General features: G+C 41.1%; 15 protein-coding genes. 5 read left to right on the top strand and 10 right to left on the bottom strand.

Annotation, left to right across the window (positions count from 1 at the left end; genetic code table 11):
* Positions 1-57: 57 nt before the first annotated feature.
* The 3 genes from cbiQ to H6G14_RS11565 are packed head-to-tail and all read right to left on the bottom strand — an operon-like array spanning position 58 to position 1,890.
* The gene (gene cbiQ, locus H6G14_RS11575) at positions 58-864 is read right to left on the bottom strand and encodes a cobalt ECF transporter T component CbiQ (RefSeq protein WP_190567559.1); all 807 of its coding nucleotides are present in this window, start codon (positions 862-864) and stop codon (positions 58-60) included.
* The gene (locus H6G14_RS11570; protein WP_190567558.1) at positions 861-1,163 is read right to left on the bottom strand and encodes an energy-coupling factor ABC transporter substrate-binding protein; all 303 of its coding nucleotides are present in this window, start codon (positions 1,161-1,163) and stop codon (positions 861-863) included. The genes cbiQ and H6G14_RS11570 overlap by 4 nt, the downstream gene beginning before the upstream one ends.
* Complete coding sequence (locus H6G14_RS11565) at positions 1,150-1,890, bottom strand: energy-coupling factor ABC transporter permease (RefSeq protein ID WP_190567598.1); 741 nt, start codon at positions 1,888-1,890, stop codon at positions 1,150-1,152. Before H6G14_RS11565 ends, H6G14_RS11570 begins: the two co-directional genes overlap by 14 nt.
* 692 nt (positions 1,891-2,582) lie before the next feature.
* Here H6G14_RS11565 and H6G14_RS11560 point away from each other — a divergent pair.
* The 4 genes from H6G14_RS11560 (at position 2,583) to H6G14_RS11545 (ending at position 6,468) form a co-directional block, all read left to right on the top strand.
* Positions 2,583-3,599, top strand: a complete 1,017-nt coding sequence (locus H6G14_RS11560) for a multicopper oxidase domain-containing protein (RefSeq protein ID WP_190567557.1) — start codon at positions 2,583-2,585, stop codon at positions 3,597-3,599.
* Positions 3,600-3,794: 195 nt separating this feature from the next.
* On the top strand, positions 3,795-4,832 hold the full coding sequence (locus H6G14_RS11555; RefSeq protein ID WP_190567556.1) for a ComEA family DNA-binding protein: 1,038 nt from the start codon (positions 3,795-3,797) through the stop codon (positions 4,830-4,832).
* A gap of 152 nt (positions 4,833-4,984) precedes the next feature.
* Positions 4,985-5,419, top strand: coding sequence for a ferritin-like domain-containing protein (locus H6G14_RS11550; protein ID WP_190567555.1), 435 nt, complete (start codon positions 4,985-4,987; stop codon positions 5,417-5,419).
* 101 nt (positions 5,420-5,520) lie between these two features.
* Complete coding sequence (locus H6G14_RS11545; RefSeq protein WP_190567554.1) at positions 5,521-6,468, top strand: FTR1 family iron permease; 948 nt, start codon at positions 5,521-5,523, stop codon at positions 6,466-6,468.
* Positions 6,469-6,610: 142 nt separating this feature from the next.
* On the opposite strand, the gene H6G14_RS11540 is transcribed toward H6G14_RS11545, so the two are convergent.
* From H6G14_RS11540 to H6G14_RS11520, 5 genes are all read right to left on the bottom strand, one after another.
* Positions 6,611-7,534 carry an ABC transporter substrate-binding protein gene (locus H6G14_RS11540; RefSeq protein ID WP_190567553.1) on the bottom strand — a complete coding sequence of 308 codons (924 nt, stop codon included), beginning with the start codon at positions 7,532-7,534 and terminating at the stop codon, positions 6,611-6,613.
* Between the two features lie 522 nt (positions 7,535-8,056).
* A complete protein-coding gene (locus H6G14_RS11535; RefSeq protein ID WP_190567552.1) occupies positions 8,057-9,526 on the bottom strand; it encodes a dihydrolipoyl dehydrogenase family protein in 1,470 nt (489 codons plus the stop codon).
* A gap of 17 nt (positions 9,527-9,543) precedes the next feature.
* Positions 9,544-10,647 carry a threonine-phosphate decarboxylase CobD gene (gene cobD / locus H6G14_RS11530; protein WP_190567551.1) on the bottom strand — a complete coding sequence of 368 codons (1,104 nt, stop codon included), beginning with the start codon at positions 10,645-10,647 and terminating at the stop codon, positions 9,544-9,546.
* 26 nt (positions 10,648-10,673) lie between these two features.
* Entirely contained in the window at positions 10,674-10,958 is a 285-nt protein-coding gene (locus tag H6G14_RS11525) for an HU family DNA-binding protein (RefSeq protein ID WP_010998076.1), read from the bottom strand.
* A gap of 547 nt (positions 10,959-11,505) precedes the next feature.
* A complete protein-coding gene (locus tag H6G14_RS11520) occupies positions 11,506-13,026 on the bottom strand; it encodes a cobyrinic acid a,c-diamide synthase CobB (protein ID WP_190567550.1) in 1,521 nt (506 codons plus the stop codon).
* Positions 13,027-13,386: 360 nt separating this feature from the next.
* Here H6G14_RS11520 and H6G14_RS11515 point away from each other — a divergent pair, with 360 nt between their 5' ends.
* On the top strand, positions 13,387-15,612 hold the full coding sequence (locus tag H6G14_RS11515) for a glycoside hydrolase family 10-like protein (protein WP_190567549.1): 2,226 nt from the start codon (positions 13,387-13,389) through the stop codon (positions 15,610-15,612).
* Between the two features lie 101 nt (positions 15,613-15,713).
* Here the strand turns inward: H6G14_RS11515 and H6G14_RS11510 are convergent, their stop codons facing one another.
* Positions 15,714-16,409 (bottom strand): hypothetical protein, encoded by a 696-nt coding sequence (locus H6G14_RS11510; RefSeq protein ID WP_190567548.1) that lies wholly within the window; start codon positions 16,407-16,409, stop codon positions 15,714-15,716.
* Between the two features lie 470 nt (positions 16,410-16,879).
* Positions 16,880-17,551 carry a rhomboid family intramembrane serine protease gene (locus H6G14_RS11505; RefSeq protein WP_190567547.1) on the bottom strand — a complete coding sequence of 224 codons (672 nt, stop codon included), beginning with the start codon at positions 17,549-17,551 and terminating at the stop codon, positions 16,880-16,882.
* Positions 17,552-17,639 lie beyond the last annotated feature (88 nt).

The raw sequence follows: 17,639 nt of genomic DNA, 5'->3' as shown, positions 1-17,639 counted from the left end.
TTTGTTTAAATGCTTATTTTTGGGTTATTTTATATTTTCAAGTAAATTATGGTAAATTTATTTAATAAAATTGAAATGAAGATTCCATTCTAAAATTATTAACATCAGGCATCCAAGAATTGCTTCTGTGGCATAACGTTTGGATAAATGATAACGACAAGGATGCCAGACTTGAAATTCTCCAATAAAGCCTCTTGATAATAAGCTCAATGATATTTGTTGATACTTTTCTAGGGTGCGTTGAAACAATTGACTAATCAATAATGATAAGCTTTTCATGCTCAGACTAAATGTAGAGTAACCACTACGAGCTTGTTGAGCAGTCCATAATTCTGAGGCTGTCTTTAATAGAACGAAAATAAACCTATACATTAATAATAATAAATCTGTGAGGAGTAGGGGAAAGCCGTAACGCCGTAAAGTTTGTAGTAAGTCTGTAAAGGGGATAGTTAACATAACAAAATATAAGCAAGCAATAGAGGCGATCGCTCTTGTGAAAATCTGCCATGCTTGTTCAAGTCCATGCTGACTAATATATAAATAATAAAAGTCAATATTTACCCCATATACAGCATCATTCTGCACTAAATTTAACTGAGAAATTCCTACTCCATTAATTGCCAACGCTGGTAAACTAGTCAACCAGAAAAAACTTGCAATATAAATTAACTTCAAATAAATTTTTGCGGGTATACCTGCATAAAATATTGTCCAAATACTCATCCAAACAGCGATTAATATTTGTACTAGGGGATGAGCAAAGGCTGTGATCATGAGTAAGGCGATCGCCAACAACAATTTCTGCTCTGGCACTAATCGCCGCAATTTATTAGTATAAGCGAGGGTATCTATTTGTAAGGTCATTCCTTATTCCTTTGCTGTTGGGAACGTCCCTTGTATAAACCAACTGCATAACCAATAATCCCCGCACCTAAAGCGGCTTGTGAACTGAATAATAAACTTTCCACTTCACCGCTTGGTGGTTCAAATAACGGTTTAAACCAAGGTTCATATCCAGGCTTCACCTCACTAATTGCTTTTTCGGCTTGGCCATCTGCACCTGTAAATTCTGCACCCCGCACAAATATTAAAGGTAAGACGGCTAAAGCTATGACTCCACCTATCAATAACCAATTACTGATGCCTTGTTTAGATTGATTCATGGCTTTGAGGTTCCCTTTGGATTAATTTTAATAATTGGAGTTCTTGCGGTGAGTAGGATTGTAGCCAATTCCATACCAAGACAGTCAATAATCCTTCACTAATGGCTAGAGGGATTTGGGTAATGGCGAAAATACCAGCAAATTTGGCGAATGAGGCGATAAATCCGCCGACTGGTGCGGGAAAAGCTAAGGCTAGTTGGACGGAAGTAATGATGTAAGTTAACAAATCTGCTAAAGTGGCTGCTAAAAAGATGGCGATTCTTTGCTTACCAGTTAACTTGATTGTCAGATGATATATCCAATAGGCGGCAAATGGGCCTGCGATCGCCATTGAAAAAGCGTTTGCACCCAGAGTTGTTAAACCACCATGCGCCAGCAACAATGCTTGAAACAGCAATACTAGACTACCTAAAACAGACATCGCCAAAGGCCCGAACAGCACAGCACCTAAGCCTGTACCTGTCGGGTGAGAACAACTACCCGTCACCGAGGGCAATTTCAAAGCGGATAATACGAAAGTAAAAGCCCCCGCCAATGCTAACAATAATTTTAATTCTGGATTGGCTTTGGTGATGCGGGTGAGCGATCGCACTCCTAAAACCATAAACGGTAAAGCTACTAACCACCAAAAAGCTGCCCACCCTGCTGGTAGGTAGCCTTCCATAATGTGCATCGCATAAGCTGGCGCAGATGAACTAACAATGATATAAAAGCTCAGAATCCCCATGAAGATTAGGGAGGCGCGTTTCGATGTGAGAATCATTCTCGGCACACTTTATACCTGGAAAATATGTTTCATCGCAATAGTCTAAACCAGCTTATACCCTAGCTAACAATTCACAAGTAAAAATTAAAAATTCAAGACAATTACTAACATCATGAATCTTTGTTTGCTTCTTTAATAAGTGCATTAAAGTTTACTATCTATTTTTTAGTGTGCTGATATATCTGTAGTGTCTACTTTAGCTTTATAGTCATATCAAAGCGCTAAAGGTATCAAATTAATACTCAAAATTATTGTGATATTTGTGTTTTTTTATACTTTTAAACTAGTGATCAGACTTAGTTAAGACACTTAATCAAAGTTTTTCTTTATTACTGTAGCCACAGATTTACTTCAACCTTCAAAAGTTTCTAGTAAGCACTTTAACACTTCCATATACGATGGAATTGAAGTGATGATACTATTCACCATTGAAAAAGCCTTATATAACAAGGGTTTTGGAGTGTATATCTGTCAAATTCTTTTTTCAGATTGCTATGGCTACAAAAATCTTTGGGGAATTGTAGTTGGAGTTTTGCTGAATAAATTCTCACAACTTCTTGAGAATTATTGACAGTAAATCTGATGTCCTATAGGATACACAAAGATAGTTGCTAATTATTTGCAACTTTGATTTAGTGCTGTGGTTGAGTTTCATGCCCAATAATTTTACGCTGGGTAAAAAAGAATTTTGGAGTCGTCGTCAATTGCTCAAACTGGGGTTGGGTGGTGTTGGCGTGGCTGGTGCAGCTGCGCTTTGGCAGAGATTGAACTCACAAAATAAGTCTATTGTCAGAGTGCCGCAAGTGGAAATGGATGCAGCTGACAATGTTGCTCAACCCATGCGGATGTTGAGAGAATTTGATTATGGGACGCTCAAGCAAGAAAATGGGCGGACTATTCGAGAATTTCAGTTAACTGCCGGTACTTCAGTTATTCAACTCAATAGTGCTGTATCTTACAACATCTGGGATCTTAATGGTCGCATACCGGGGCCGACACTCAGGGCAAAACAAGGCGATCGCATCCGGGTATTATTTCACAACCAAGCTGGACATTCTCACTCTCTACATTTTCATGGAGTTCATCCAGCCGAGATGGATGGTATTCGTCCGGTGAGTAATAATAGTGCCACCATCTACGAGTTTGATGCTGAACCTTATGGGGTTCATTTATACCACTGCCATATTGAACCTGTTACCCGTCACATCGCTAAAGGTTTGTATGGAATGTTTATCATCGACCCACCCACACCCCGTCCCCCGGCTGATGAGATAGTGCTGGTAATGGCTGGCTATGACGTGGATGATAATAGCCATAATGACTTCTACGCCTTCAACGGCTTACCGCATCACTATATGCAGCATCCGATTCAGATTTACCAAAATCAGTTGATTCGGCTGTATGTCCTCAACATCATTGAATATGATCCGGCTGTGACGTTTCACCTCCACGCCAACTTCTTTGATGTCTATCGTTATGGCATGAGTATGAAGGCTAGCGAGAAAACTGATGTGATCACAATGGGGGTGGCGGAACGGCATATTTTAGAGTTTGCGTTTCGCTATCCAGGTAAGTATATGTTCCATCCTCATCAAGATGCGATCGCTGAAAATGGTTGTATGGGTCAATTTGAAGTTGTTGCTAATAATAATCAAAATCATTCTACTTGATGCAGTTGTTAGCTACACCAGAGAATTGAGATAATTTTTAAAATTTAACTTAAATATTTTCCTAATTAGTTGATAATTAATTGCACTTGTGATAAATCATCATAATACCTATTGCAAAACTATATCAGATTTTATTTTAAGCAATAGCTGAAAAATCTAGTAATTTATGGGTTGTTATCACCTTTAGGAATCAAAATGGTTAAATCTCGCTATATCTGTTTGGCTGTTGCAGCTTGCGTCATTGTTTCCCTGAGTTCTTGTACTGGAGGTACACCAACAGCCGAAAATTCACAGCCAGCGAACAGTAATTCTGCTACCCAAACAACGGAAGCTGTTAACCATAGCAGTCATGGTAGTAAAGCCAAAATTAATATCAATACTGCTATCTTGTCAGAATTAGATAAGTTTGAGGCCAAGTTAGGTGTACCCGCATTATCAAACAAAATTCAAGGCAGTCGTCCCTACGGTAGTCCAGAGGATTTAGTTAGTAAGAAAGTGATTACTCAAGAACAGTTCGACCAAATTAAAGAGATGGTGACTGTGCAAGAAGTGGTGTTAGCGGGTGAAGCCAAAGACGTTGACTACATGACCAAATTGGGTTTGATGAAGGGACATCTTTTGGTAGCGCAAGAATTACTAGATCAAAATCAGCCAAAACAGGCAGAACCTCATATAGGACACCCTGTTGAAGAGATTTATGTTGATGTAGAAGAACAGCTAAATGAGCGCAAAGTTAAAGAATTTAAGACAACTTTGGTGAGTTTGCAAGATTTAGTCAAATCTAAACCAAAGGATGCCAAGGTAAAAACTGATTTTACCGCTTCTGTGCAGTCAGTTGACGGAGCGATCGCCGCTTTACCAGCAGCACAGCGCAGCAAACCCGGATTTGTCCTACAAGTGATTAACGGCTTATTGGATGCAGCTAACTCCGAATATGGGGCGGCGATCGCAGATGGTAAAATTGCGGCAGCGATAGAATATCAAGATTCTCGTGGTTTTATTGTCTACGCCAACGAATTGTATAAAGGGATTTCCTCTCAAGTAGCGCAAGCCAACCCGGAAGCAGACAAAGCCATTAACGCTAGTCTTGCAGAACTAACAAAAGCATGGCCAGCAGCTATTCCACCAGCTACACCAGTAAAAACACCCGAAGAAGTTACCAAATTGGTAAAAACCATTGAGCTAAACTCACAAAAAGTGATCGACCAATCAAGCACTCAGGCACAAAAATAGCCCAAGGACTCCCTTGGAGGCGGAAACTGAGAAGTTTAAAATGGATAAGAAGTGAGATAACTGTTAAAAGTTAAAAGTGAACATTATTAAGACTTTTAACACCTGTACCCTTTTACTCATGACGCTCCATTCGTAATTTTAATCAACCACTCATGCAAGAGCTTGACCAAAACAAGGCCATTGACCTACTTAACGCCATCATGGAATTTGAACTCGCTGGCGTAGTGCGCTATACGCATTATTCCTTGATGGTAACCGGCCCTAATCGCCTTCCCATAGTTGCTTTTTTCAAAGCACAAGCCAGTGAATCTCTACTTCATGCCCAACAAGTGGGAGAAATTCTCACAGGATTAGATGGACATCCCACCCTGAGAATTGCCCCAATGGAAGAAACCTACAAGCATTCAGTCAAGGATATCCTCCAAGAAAGCTTGAACCATGAGAGAAAGGCATTGGAAATGTATAAAGCGTTGTTAGATACTGTAAACAATGCCAGTATTTATCTAGAAGAATTCGCTCGCAGCATGATTGGACAAGAAGAGTTACACAATCTCGAATTGAAAAAAATGCTACGAGATTTTATCTAATAGTCAGTAGTCAATAGTCAATAGTCCATATTCAATGTTTTGACTTTAGACTGTTGACTGTTGACTGTTGACTGTTGACCAATGACCAATGACTAAAAACCATGAACTTTAGTACTGCTCTACCGACTTTTGTCATTACACTCCGAGAAGGAGTAGAAGCCGCCTTAGTTGTTGGTATTGTCTTAGCTTTGCTCAAAAAGGCTAAACAATCCCGTCTCAACCCTTGGGTGTATACTGGTGTCGCCGTTGGTATCGTTATCAGTGCGCTAATTGGTGTGCTATTCACTTGGGTAATTAAAGCAGTTGGAGCCGCTAATCCTCAATACACGGTGGTAGTGGAACCGATGCTAGAAGGCGTTTTTAGTGTGTTGGCGATCGCTATGCTCAGTTGGATGTTAATCTGGATGACAAAGCAAGCCAGATTCATGAAAGCGCAAGTCGAAGGAGCCGTTACAGACGCACTTACACAAAACTCAAATGCTGGCTGGGGTGTTTTTAGCTTAATTCTCGTTGCCGTTGTTCGTGAAGGTTTTGAAACAGTATTATTCATCGCCGCCAATTTTCAACAGGGACTTATACCGACAATAGGCGCTCTGGCAGGTTTGGCAACAGCAGCAGCCATTGGTGTACTTTTATTTAAATTAGGCGTTAAAATTGATATCCGCCAATTCTTCCAAGTAATGGGCGTTTTATTAGTATTAATTGTTGCCGGATTAGTTGTTTCCGCCTTAAAACATTTTGACGATGCTGTAGCCAACTTAGCTCTTAGTAGCCGCGCCTCAGAAAATCTTTGTTTTTATTACCAACATTTTACTAAAATCCATTCTTGTATTTTGGGGCCGCTAGTTTGGAATACTGAGCAAATATTACCTGATGAACAGTTCCCCGGTGTAATTCTCAAGTCCTTATTTGGCTACAGACAACATCTATATATTGTAGAAGCAGTGGGATATGTCTTATTTTTAGTAACTGTTGGTGGTTTATATTTCCGCAGTTTAACCGGCGGTGCGCCCAAATCTAGTAAGAAGATATCAATTGCCCAAAGATAGAACAAGAAACGCTCTTTTATTACTTTGACAAAAGAAAAAATGCAGGTTGGATAGAGGCTTTGCGTAACCCAACACTCTGATATGTTTTAGGTTGCCCTGCGCTTCACCCAACCTATGTATAAGGCATTATTACATTAGACTCTTACCCTAACAAATCTGTTTTAATCTGCTCACAAGCCTTTTTTATCGCATCTATACTACCTGGATTCACCAACCCATAATAGTCAAAAACATAGACTCGATTATTCTTAGTAGCGGGTAACTTTTGCCAAAAACTCTCTTTTTTGAAAGAATTTAAAACTTCCGTTTTTGAACCACCTTGAGGAGGGGTAATTAGAACAACCGCTTCGGGATTAGCTTCTAAAACTTTTTCAGCCGAAAGAGTTACATAACCAGCAATTGGGCTTTTTCCTTGCAATTGCGCTGCTAAATTTTTCACTTGGAATTTTTCTAGTAAATCCCCAGCCCAACTATTCTTATTCGGAGCTAAAATTGGTTGACTACTAACCAGAACTAAAGTAGAAGTATTTGTTCCTGAGCTATCCGCTAGAAAACTTTGATAACGTTCTAACAAAGGTTGGGGATTAACATCAATTAACTGAGCCAGTTTTGCTGTAATCTCTTCCAAAGACTTCCATGTATTGATTTGAGTAAGCAAGGTAGGAATACCTAATTGTTGGAGTCTTTGAATTGGTTGATTAGAAAAACCTTCTGCACCAATGACTAAATCAGGCTTGAGCGCCACAATTTTTTCCAAATTGGGGGGACTTTGACCTTCGCTGATACGAGGTATATCTTGGAAACGGGGGTCATTTTTGAATAATGAGCTACCAGCGATACCTACGAGTTTTGTTTTATCCAGTTGAAAAATAATATCTGTGGTTAGAGAAGAGAGTGTAACAACTCTTTTAGCCGATAATTTTGGTAATTCTTGAGATTGAGTATCAGGTCTTGTAATACTTTGCGTAGCTTGTGCTTGTGGCTGCTGAGTATTTGTAGTATTACACGCGGTTAAAATTATGCTCAATAAAATTGCAAAAGTAGATAATATCCAGCGACGGAGCATATCATATTTCCTTTCTGACTAAAGATATAACTATCAGCCAGTTATATAGCAATGCTAGATCAAAAGTCTATCTGGACATGACAAATCTCAGTATTACTCTGCCTACAAATCAAGTAAGACCGCTATATTACAAATATGAAAAAGCGAGTATAGACACTAGTCGATGTCTTCAAGAATAAATTCTGATGACTGTGCTACTCGCTGTGAGATATACAAGGTTTTTGAGAAAAGCTTTATTTAATATATAGTAAGAACCCGAAAATTAGATGTTAGATAGATAACAAATCATTATTTTCTTGAAATTTTGTTAAGTATAGTTTTTTACTTTTATGAATCGAGTATGACAGTTGAGTGTTTTTAGCCTCATGAGAAAGGAACACCAAAAAATAAATTAATCCAAATTTTACGGTTAGTAGGGTGCGTCAGTATGAATAATTGCTTATAAAGCTAGGTTTTCTCGCAAGTAGCCCACCCTAAATTTTGGATATTTTTTATCTGGAAGTCCATAAGAGGAGCGAACATTCACAAATTCCAGTTACGGCGCAAATAAAAGAAACCCTCCAACCATTCTTGCCAAGCTGTGTTGCTATTGAACCTCTGTTGGCTGAAGTTTAGTGCTGTTTGTTCTAAAATTTCTGAGAAACTAGGATAGAGAGCAGATAAATTAGCTAAGTGTTTTACGGGGATATTTTGGGACATTGCCAAAGCAATGAGATTAATTAACTCTCTGGCTTCTGTACCAAATATAGTGGCTCCTAAAATTTTTCCGTTGCGTAGTACAACTAATTTACAAATACCTGTAATTTCATTTCTCAGTTGGGCTGCCGCTATGGATTTATAGTAATGCCGTAAAACTAAAACTTCTTGCTCGCTAAATTGGCGTTTTGCTTGATTCTCTGTCAACCCAACCTGCGCTAAAGTTGGGTGGGATAATATCGCCCAAGGAATGTTTTGGTAATTAACTTGCAACCTGGGAAAAAACAGGGCATTTTGCAAAGCAATTCGAGCTTCGTGATTAGCTATGTTAGGGAAATCGTAACCACCGATAACATCACCACAAGCATAAATTCGGTGATTGGTGGTTTGTAGTTTGTCATTGACTAGTAAACGATGTTGATGCCATTTCACTCCTACTTCTGGCAAATTCAAAGATTCAATATTTGGTTTCTGTCCAATTGCTACTAGAATCTCATCAGCTTCTATTGCTTTTTCTCCTGCCTGAACCCATTTTTTATCATCGATGCGCTTGACTTGTGTCACTATTTTTTGAGTCAGGATGCGTACACCATCGACTTCTAACTGTGCTTGAAGCAACTGGGCAATTTCTGGGTCAAGCTGAGGCAGAAGATGAGGAGATTTAACTACTAAAGTAATACTACAACCCAGTCTTGCTAAAGTTTGCGATATTTCGATGCTTTGAGGACTGCCGCCAATAATTACCCAATTTTGGGGTAGTTGCGAAGACTGAGAATGTTGTTTGTATAAATATTGCCAAATATTGACTGGTGTCAGGTAGTCGGTAGCTTGTAATCCTTCAATTTTGGGAATTGCTGGTAGGGAACCACTGGCGAGTAGGTAAGTGCGTCCGCGTAGTAGGCGCTGAGTTACGGCAAACGCTAAATGGGGTGAGCTTTGGAATTGTCCACTGTCAACAATGACATCAACTCCTTGGGCTGACAAATGAGCAAGAGACATTTGTTCTTGGATGTTAGCGGCGATGCTTTGAGCCGAAGACAATGCTGTTGTCCATGCTAAGGAAATTTGGCACTTTTCGGAAGTATCAGGGTGTACAGCGTCGATGCCACAGCCAGCCAAATTGTGCAAATTTTGGGTTAGGTTGGCAATTTCCCCTATGGCTTGGTGAACAATCAAACTGTTATTTAGCTTAGACTCCACCAATGCCACTTTAGCCCCCATTTGGGTGGCGGTGAGGGCGGCATAGCGTCCAGCCAGACTGCCGCCAATAATCACGACATCGTAATCAATAGTCATTAGTCATTGGTCAGTAGTCAGTGGTCAACAGAATTTTGGACTATTGCGCTTAGTGCTTTTGTTAAGCGTTGATTGTCGGCATAAGAACGGACGGCGACGCGGAAAAAACGATCGCCTAGTTCTTTAAAGCTAAGACAATCACGAATTAAAATCTGGTGCTGCTGGAGTAATTTTTGCTGTAAGTCTAAACTCGATTGTTGTGTTTCCACCAGTAAGAAGTTAGCAGCGCTAGCTTGGGGTGTTAATCCTGGGATGGCGGTTAGGCCTTGGAATAGTTCCTCTCTTGCAGGTGGTAGCCATTGCCAAGTTTGTGCTTGGAATTCTCGGTCCTCAAGGGCAGCTATCGCCGCCGCCGCCGCCAAGGTATTGACCGGCCAGGGGTCACGCCATAATTGCCATTTTTGCAGACGGTCAGGGTGGGCGATCGCATATCCTAATCTCAGCCCTGGGAGACTGTAGAATTTTGTCAGCGATCGCAATATCACTAGGTTAGGATATTCTGCCACCAATGGAATTAGGCTTTGTTCCTCATCAGGAGGGACAAAATCCATAAATGCTTCATCCACCACCACCAAAGCAAATTGTTCCAGCAGAGGTAAAATCGCCTCTCTTGTGAATAGCTTTCCTGTTGGGTTGTGGGGATTGTTGAGTAACAAAGCATAGTTAGTGCTGAGTCCTAAGTGCTGGGTGTGAAGTTGCGTTAAGTGACAATCTGTACCCAATACTCGTGACTCAACACTAACAAGGGGAAACTCCAGTACTCTAGCGTGGTACGCCCTTAAGGTGCGGTAGTAATCGCCAAAGGCTGGAGTTATTAAAACTGTTGCGGCTAATTGAGCTAATTCCCTACCTGCGAGAGTAAGTAATTCTGCTGAACCATTGCCCGGCAGAATCCACTCTAAAGGTAATTGATGGAAATGACCTAGAGCCAGCCTCAGTTCACGGTAATCAGGGTTTGGATAGTGCCTGAGATTACTAATTTGTGACTGAATAGCAGCGATCGCACTTTGAGGCGGCCCCAACGGGCTGATGCTAGCAGAAAAATCTACAATCGCATCCGCAGGACAGCCAGCCAATGCTGCTGCCCAAGCTAAATTTCCCCCGTGATCTGGTTGCCGCATCAAATTCAGATTCCTAATACTAGAACCTATGCTTTTGGGGGTGCTACTTTTTCTCTGAACAACTTACCAGCAGAGAAAGCAGGAACCCTGGTCGCGGGAATTTCCATCTTTTCGTTAGTTTTGGGGTTACGACCTTCACGAGCTTTACGTTCCCGTGATTCAAAAGAGCCAAATCCTACCAGCGTGACTTTATCGCCAGAAGAGACAGCTTCAATAATCGTTTCCAAAGCAGCTGTTAAGACGGCATCAGCTTGTTTTTTAGTAACACTAGCTTTTTCAGCTACGGCATCAACCAATTCACCTTTGTTCATTTGGAACTCCTTAATGTTTACTTGATATTCAGTACAGTTGCACCTTGTCGCATCTCTACTGAAGGCTCTGTTTGGAGGGATACAAAAGTCATCCTTTGGGAGTATATATACTCAAAATGGCTGTACATCCCATCGGCTCTACTTTTCAATGAATCATTCTAAGGTGTTGTAGCCAGAAGTGGATAGATGAAACCATTAATTTATATGGATTTCGGCATTTTTTTTATTTTTTAGGTCATTGTTGCACTCAAAACCACCCCAAAAGTAGGAAAAAATACTTAGTAAATACCCTTGTGGCTAGGGGAACTGCGACTAAAAAACATCGCCAATCATCTGAATTTTAAATGCCAAATTTTAAATTTAAAATTTCAGAAACCTAGATTTAATCTGAGTTTGCGGGTTTCAAGTTATCATTCCCTTTGAGCAAATTGCGATGAGAAGGTAGGTTAATCAACTACTGAATGTTAAATTGTGTTAACAAAATTAATCTCTGCCGTCTTTAACCAGGGTTATTTAGCGATCGCCAAGCCCTATCATCACCTATTTTTTAGTACATAGGTACTATATTCGTGGTTTCGCCAAAATAGGCACACTGCTGAATAAACCGTCGGGGAATTTCTCCACTCTCTCCCCAATGAAGATGAATGTAAGAGGCGTGGATATTTTTCGGGAAACCCCATCCTTCACAACCCATATTTTCTGGACAATCATAGCGGTAAGTTTCAAATAAGGGCTGAGTGGGCGCTGTAATCAAGCATGAGCGATGAAACTCGTGTCCATAAATGTGGGTGCCTACATTCACTAACAAGCTATCCTGCAAGGCTACAGCACGGCGATATCCCAAAGTTAAACGTCCACCCATTGCCGCAGATGTAGGTAAAACACCCACCATCGGCCAAGATTGCCCCTCAAAATCGACAATTTGCTCACACAGATACATCAATCCCCCACACTCAGCAATCGTGGGCATTCCTGCGAGGATAGCTTGTTTCACCGCATCACGGGCGCTATTTGTGGCTAGCTGTGGGGCAAACACTTCAGGAAAACCGCCACCAAAATACATTCCCTGCACACCCGATGGTAATTCCCCATTTAAAGGACTCCAGAAAACCAGTTCCGCCCCCAACTGCTGCAACAAATCAAGATTGTCTTGGTAATAGAAGTTAAAAGCGCGATCGCGGGCAACAGCGATTTTAGGGGGACTGGGGACTGGAGATTGGAGATTGGAGATTGGAGATTGGAGATTGAACGAAAATCTTGCAGTCAGTTCTCCCCCTGCTTCCCCTGCCCCCCTTGCCTCCCCTGCCCTTCCCGCCCCACTTCCTTGCAATAGGGGTAATAAACTTTGCCAATCGAAACAAGCATCACCTAAATCAGCAAGACGATTGATAACAGCATCTAACTCTGGTAGTTCGGCAGTGGGGATTAAACCGAGATGGCGATCGGGAATGGCAATGTCATCTTGACGACGTAGTACACCGAGTATAGGTAATTGCAGAGGTTTCAGGGCATCTTGGAGGAGAGAGAGATGGCGATCGCTGCCCACACGATTTAACACCACCCCAGCCATTTTAATGCGCGGATCAAAAGAGCAATAACCGTGGGCGATCGCTGCCACAGAACCAGACAAGCGACTACAATCAATCACCAAAACCACGGGCAAATCTAAAAGCCGCGCCACATGAGCAGTACTGGCAAAGTCAGTAGTTATTGCTGAATGGGAAGTACTAAAGTTATTCTCCCTGCCCCCTGCCCCCTGCCCCCTGCCCCCTGCTTCCTGCCTCCCAATTCCATCAAACAACCCCATCACCCCCTCAACCAGAGCATATTCACTCTCTTGGTGATGACGAGCAAAACAATCCTGAACGTAAGCTTCTGAAGTTAAAACTGGGTCTAAATTGCGGCAAGCACGACCAGTAACATAGGTGTGAAACATCGGGTCAATATAGTCTGGCCCGACTTTGAAGGATTGCACTATGGCACTACGCCGACATAAAGATGCTAAGAGGGTGAGCGTGACTGTTGTCTTGCCCACCCCACTACGTTCCCCAGCAATAACTAAAGCCATAACAAAATAGAAGTCTTGAGTCGCTTAAATCTCAGAAGAGTATAGGACTTACGCAGTGTGACTAATTTTCTGGCTTTTTTGTCAATAGTCCATAGTCAAAATCTAAGTTTTTGGACTGTGGACTATTGACTATTTACCACCCTCAGAAGGGTTTTTTGGTTCAGTGCGTAAGTCCTAGAGTAGTATATCGTCCTCACCAAAATTCTGACTTGGCACTACTTAGTCATTATTTGCGTCAACTTCATCGTTAGGACTTGCCTAAATATTCAAGTCCTGACTAAAAACTATGTAGTGCTGCAATCAATAGATTGTTGCCTTGAATCAAAATATTCCCAATAAAGCGTCAATTTTGAGCCAGTAATGCCAATTGAATTCCAACCCCAAAGCATTCGAGTTAACACTTGGTTAACTAAGTTATTATCCATACCTAAAAAATTGCTTTTTGTTCTTCAAGGTTGGCGGTCAATTAAGCGACTTCTTCCAGTCTTGTTTGCACTGTCATTTACTACAGTATTACTACTACAAAACCTCACGCCAGCAACGGCTCAATTTTCCCAATCACCACGCCAAGAAATTCGGGGAGTTTGGCTAACAAATAATGACTTTGACATCCTCAGAAATCGCTCTAAGGTGCAGGACACACTTGCTCAATTGCGGCGGTTGAACTTTAATACAATTTATCCTGTTGTTTGGAACGATGGCTATACCAAGTATCCCAGTGCTGTCACCCAACGTATGGGCATCCCTTATTTCTTTCGAGGCACAGAAGGGCAAGACGTAATTGCAGACATCATTAATCAAGCGCGTAGTCAAGGTTTACTAGCTATACCTTGGTTCGAGTTTGGTTTTATGGCTCCCTTAACTTCTGAATTAGCATCCCAGCATCCAGATTGGCTGACACAAAAGCGGGATGGAACCCAAACCTCAATTTCTGCGGCGGGTGAAGTAGCTTGGATGAATCCCTTCCACCCAGAAGTACAGCAGTTTATTACTGATCTGGTAGTAGAAATCATTACCAAATACAACGCTGATGGGATTCAATTTGATGACCACATGAGTTTACCTGTTGATTTTGGGTACGACCAATACACAATTAATCTGTATAGACAGGAAACTGGGAATCCGCCGCCACAAAATCCTCAAGCCCAAGCATGGATAAAATGGCGAGCAGATAAAATCACAGCTTTCATGGTGCAACTAAATCAAGCGGTGAAAGCCAGAAAACCCAATGCAATTTTTGCTGTTTCGCCCAATTACTATGACTTTGCATACAAATTGCAACTACAAGATTGGCTCAACTGGGTCAGGTTGGGTGTTGTAGATGAGTTAGTCGTCCAGGTTTACCGAAATGATTTGCAAAGTTTTAATAGTAAACTCATCACTCCAGAAATTCTCGAAACACAACAATTAATACCTACTGGTATAGGTATTATGACTGGCTTGAGAAATCGCCAAGTTTCCATGTCACAAATTCAGTCGCAAGTCAGGGCGGCACAAGAACGTGGCTTGGGAGCGGTCTTTTTCTACTACGAAAGCCTTTGGGACTATGCACCAGAACCAGTGGCGCAACGACAGGCTTCTTTTCAACAACTGTTTCCCAATCCGGCTAGGCGTGATACTTCTCAAATCACAGCCCGAAAGCCCAGTTTTAATACTATCTCAGTTCCCTTATATACAAAAGGTTCTGTTGGTCAACGAGAACGGGGTTATTTTCTGGAAGTAGCAGTGGCTGGTGGTCAGCCAAGGCGTGTTCTGCTGGATACAGGCTCTGGGGGGCTGAGAGTGCCGAGAGAGTTTTTAGGCAATGCCCCCATCACTAGAACTGGTCAGATAGTCAGAGAAGTGCTAAACGATGGCACTATCCTCGAAGGAGAATTAGTTTACACAAGTATGAGTATTGGGTTAATTGCCACTGAAGAACCTGTGCCGGTGCAAATTGTCACCAATCGCCAATGTGTAGCCCAAAAACCTAATTGCTCTGCCAGGGGTAACACACCGTTCTCTGGTATTATCGGTGTCAACTATGCAGAACGCTCACTGCCTTACAATCCTTTGAGAAAACTACCAGGGAATTTAAGTAACGGATTTATTATTGCAGGCGATCGCACTAGTGGTAACAGTAGCCTCATCCTGGGTTTAACAGCACAGAATCGGGGAGGGTTCAATCTAACTTCCCTGACTCAACAACCCGCAATGAATAGTATTCCAGGAAATAGATGGGACTCTAGGCTCAATGGAGTTTGTTTAACTATTTCTGGCAGTGCCATGAAAAATACCTGTAATGCCAGAATGCTAGCAGATACTGGCGTAATCAGTAGTTTTATTGACTTTAAATCTGCTTCCCTTATGGGTAAACTCAAACCCGGCAGGTTAAGCCCAAACAACACCCTCAAGTTATCCATTCCCCGCATACTTGACTACAGCCTCGCCCCAGGCAATCGCAACGGGTTTAATGTATGGAATCTCAATGTTTCACCACAGCTAGATCAAGCTATGGTTGTGAATAGTGGGATAGCACTTTTCGACCGATACAATGTACTTTTTGACCCAGTGAATGGACGGGAAGGTTTTCGTCTTCGCAGTTAAGTAGAGATTTGGTGATAGGTAATAGGTAATTGTGTTTTACCATTACCTATTACTTATTACCAAAGCCCAAAAATACTATAAGTCTCCAAACACAGCCTATACTATTCGTATGCCTTAGCAGGTACCCTAAAGGCTGCATACTTCCATTCATCACCCTCTAAATATTCAATTTTAAATTCGCCTTTAGTTAATAAAGTTAGATCCGGTAATTTAACTATTCCATTTTCTCCTAATACAACACAGTCTGCATTATTAGGAGCAGCTTGACTAGAATTTGTACCTATTTGATTGATAATTTTGCGCTGCAATTCTTGATATTGTTGTTCTGTAATTAATTTGGAATCATACAATCTTTTGATTTCTCTGAGTTGGTTTTCCGTATCTGACCCACCTTGGGTTTGAGTATTATTTATCTCACAAGAATCAGGCTTAAATGCTATTTTCCTCACAGGATGATCCCACCATTTAGAAAACTGAGTAAACCAATTGGTGGTTCTTGTAGTGTGTATTACTCTTACTTGATTATCTCCAATTTCTAAACGAACCCAATCTGTAGATCTTTTTTGGATTAAACCACCAAATCCCCAAGTGATGACGCTACCGACTGAAACACCACTATCTGCTAAACGCAGTTTAATAACTCTAGGTGGTAGAGCCTGGGCAATTTCCGTATGCTTCTGATTTAATGAAGTAGGATTATTCACAATCCACACACTATTTTTAGCTGTAGCAGAGGACGGATTTACCACTATAGAATTACCCAACAATACTATTGCTATCAAAATTTTCACTTTCATGACTTATTAATATTTTCTAGTTCACATGATTTTATAATCATAGAAAAAGTACGGTATGCCAGCTAAAACAGCCAACATAGTAGTTTCTGCTCAAGATTATATGATTGAGACCTAAGGAAGCAACCACATAATAGAATAATCGAAAGTCCCGAATTTCAACATGGACAAAACTGATTAATTCATATTAGGACTAGTATTTGATTTCTGAAATATGCTGAGAATGAGCATTGCCCACCACAGCCATGATACGGTGGGCAATAAGGTGATATGCACCTAAATCAAATACTCTTGCGTCAGGGCTGTCCATAGTCAAGAGTCCAGAGTTAAAGGCTAGCTTGGACTGTGGACTTTGGACTTTTGACAACCTGAGTGCGAAATATACAATTTAAATGCGTAACAGCTTACTACAGATAATCAGATATTTTCAATAATCAAATCTGATTCCTATACCTAATCCCTCAGTACTGCTATTAGTCCCGTCTAAACAAACCAAATATAGGTGCAAGAATTACGCCAAATACAAAACCACCAATGTGCGCCCAATAAGCGACACCACCTGTTTGTACACTCATATTAGCTGCTGCTTGTAAGCTAACAAGACCGGATATAACATTTTGGACAAAGAAAATGCCGATAATCACTAGGGCTGGAACACTGATTGTCGTCACAAAGAAACCCAAAAACACTAAAGTTGTCACCCTAGCTTGGGGAAAACGAATCAGGTACGCACCAAGAACCCCGGAAATGGCACCACTAGCACCCAATGAAGGAATTGTGGAATACATTCCAATAAACCACTGGCACAAGGCGGCTAAAGCACCACAAACTAAATAGAAAATTAAATATTTGAAATGTCCCAGGCGTTCTTCAATATTGTTGCCAAAAACCCAAAGAAACACCATATTCGATATCAAGTGCCACCAACCACCGTGTAAAAATTGGGAGGTGAATAACGTCGGCCATTCAGCAGCCAGATTATAGGTTAACTCTTGAGGGACTACTGCATACTGACTGAAAAACTGATTTAACTGTGCATTAGACAAGCTCACTTCGTGAAGAAAAACTAAAACGTTCATCCCAATTAAACCGTAGGTAAAATAGGGAGTGATTCGCGTCGGATTTTCGTCGTAGAGGGGAAACACTGGTATTTTTCCTAATCATTGATAACTGCAATATAGCTTGAATGGTTAGCAGTTGTTTAGTCTAGGTAATTAGGCTTATGCACCCAGC

Source organism: Nostoc parmelioides FACHB-3921 (genome assembly GCF_014696625.1).
GTDB lineage: Bacteria > Cyanobacteriota > Cyanobacteriia > Cyanobacteriales > Nostocaceae > Trichormus > Trichormus parmelioides.
This window is presented reverse-complemented; position numbering and strand designations above follow the sequence as displayed.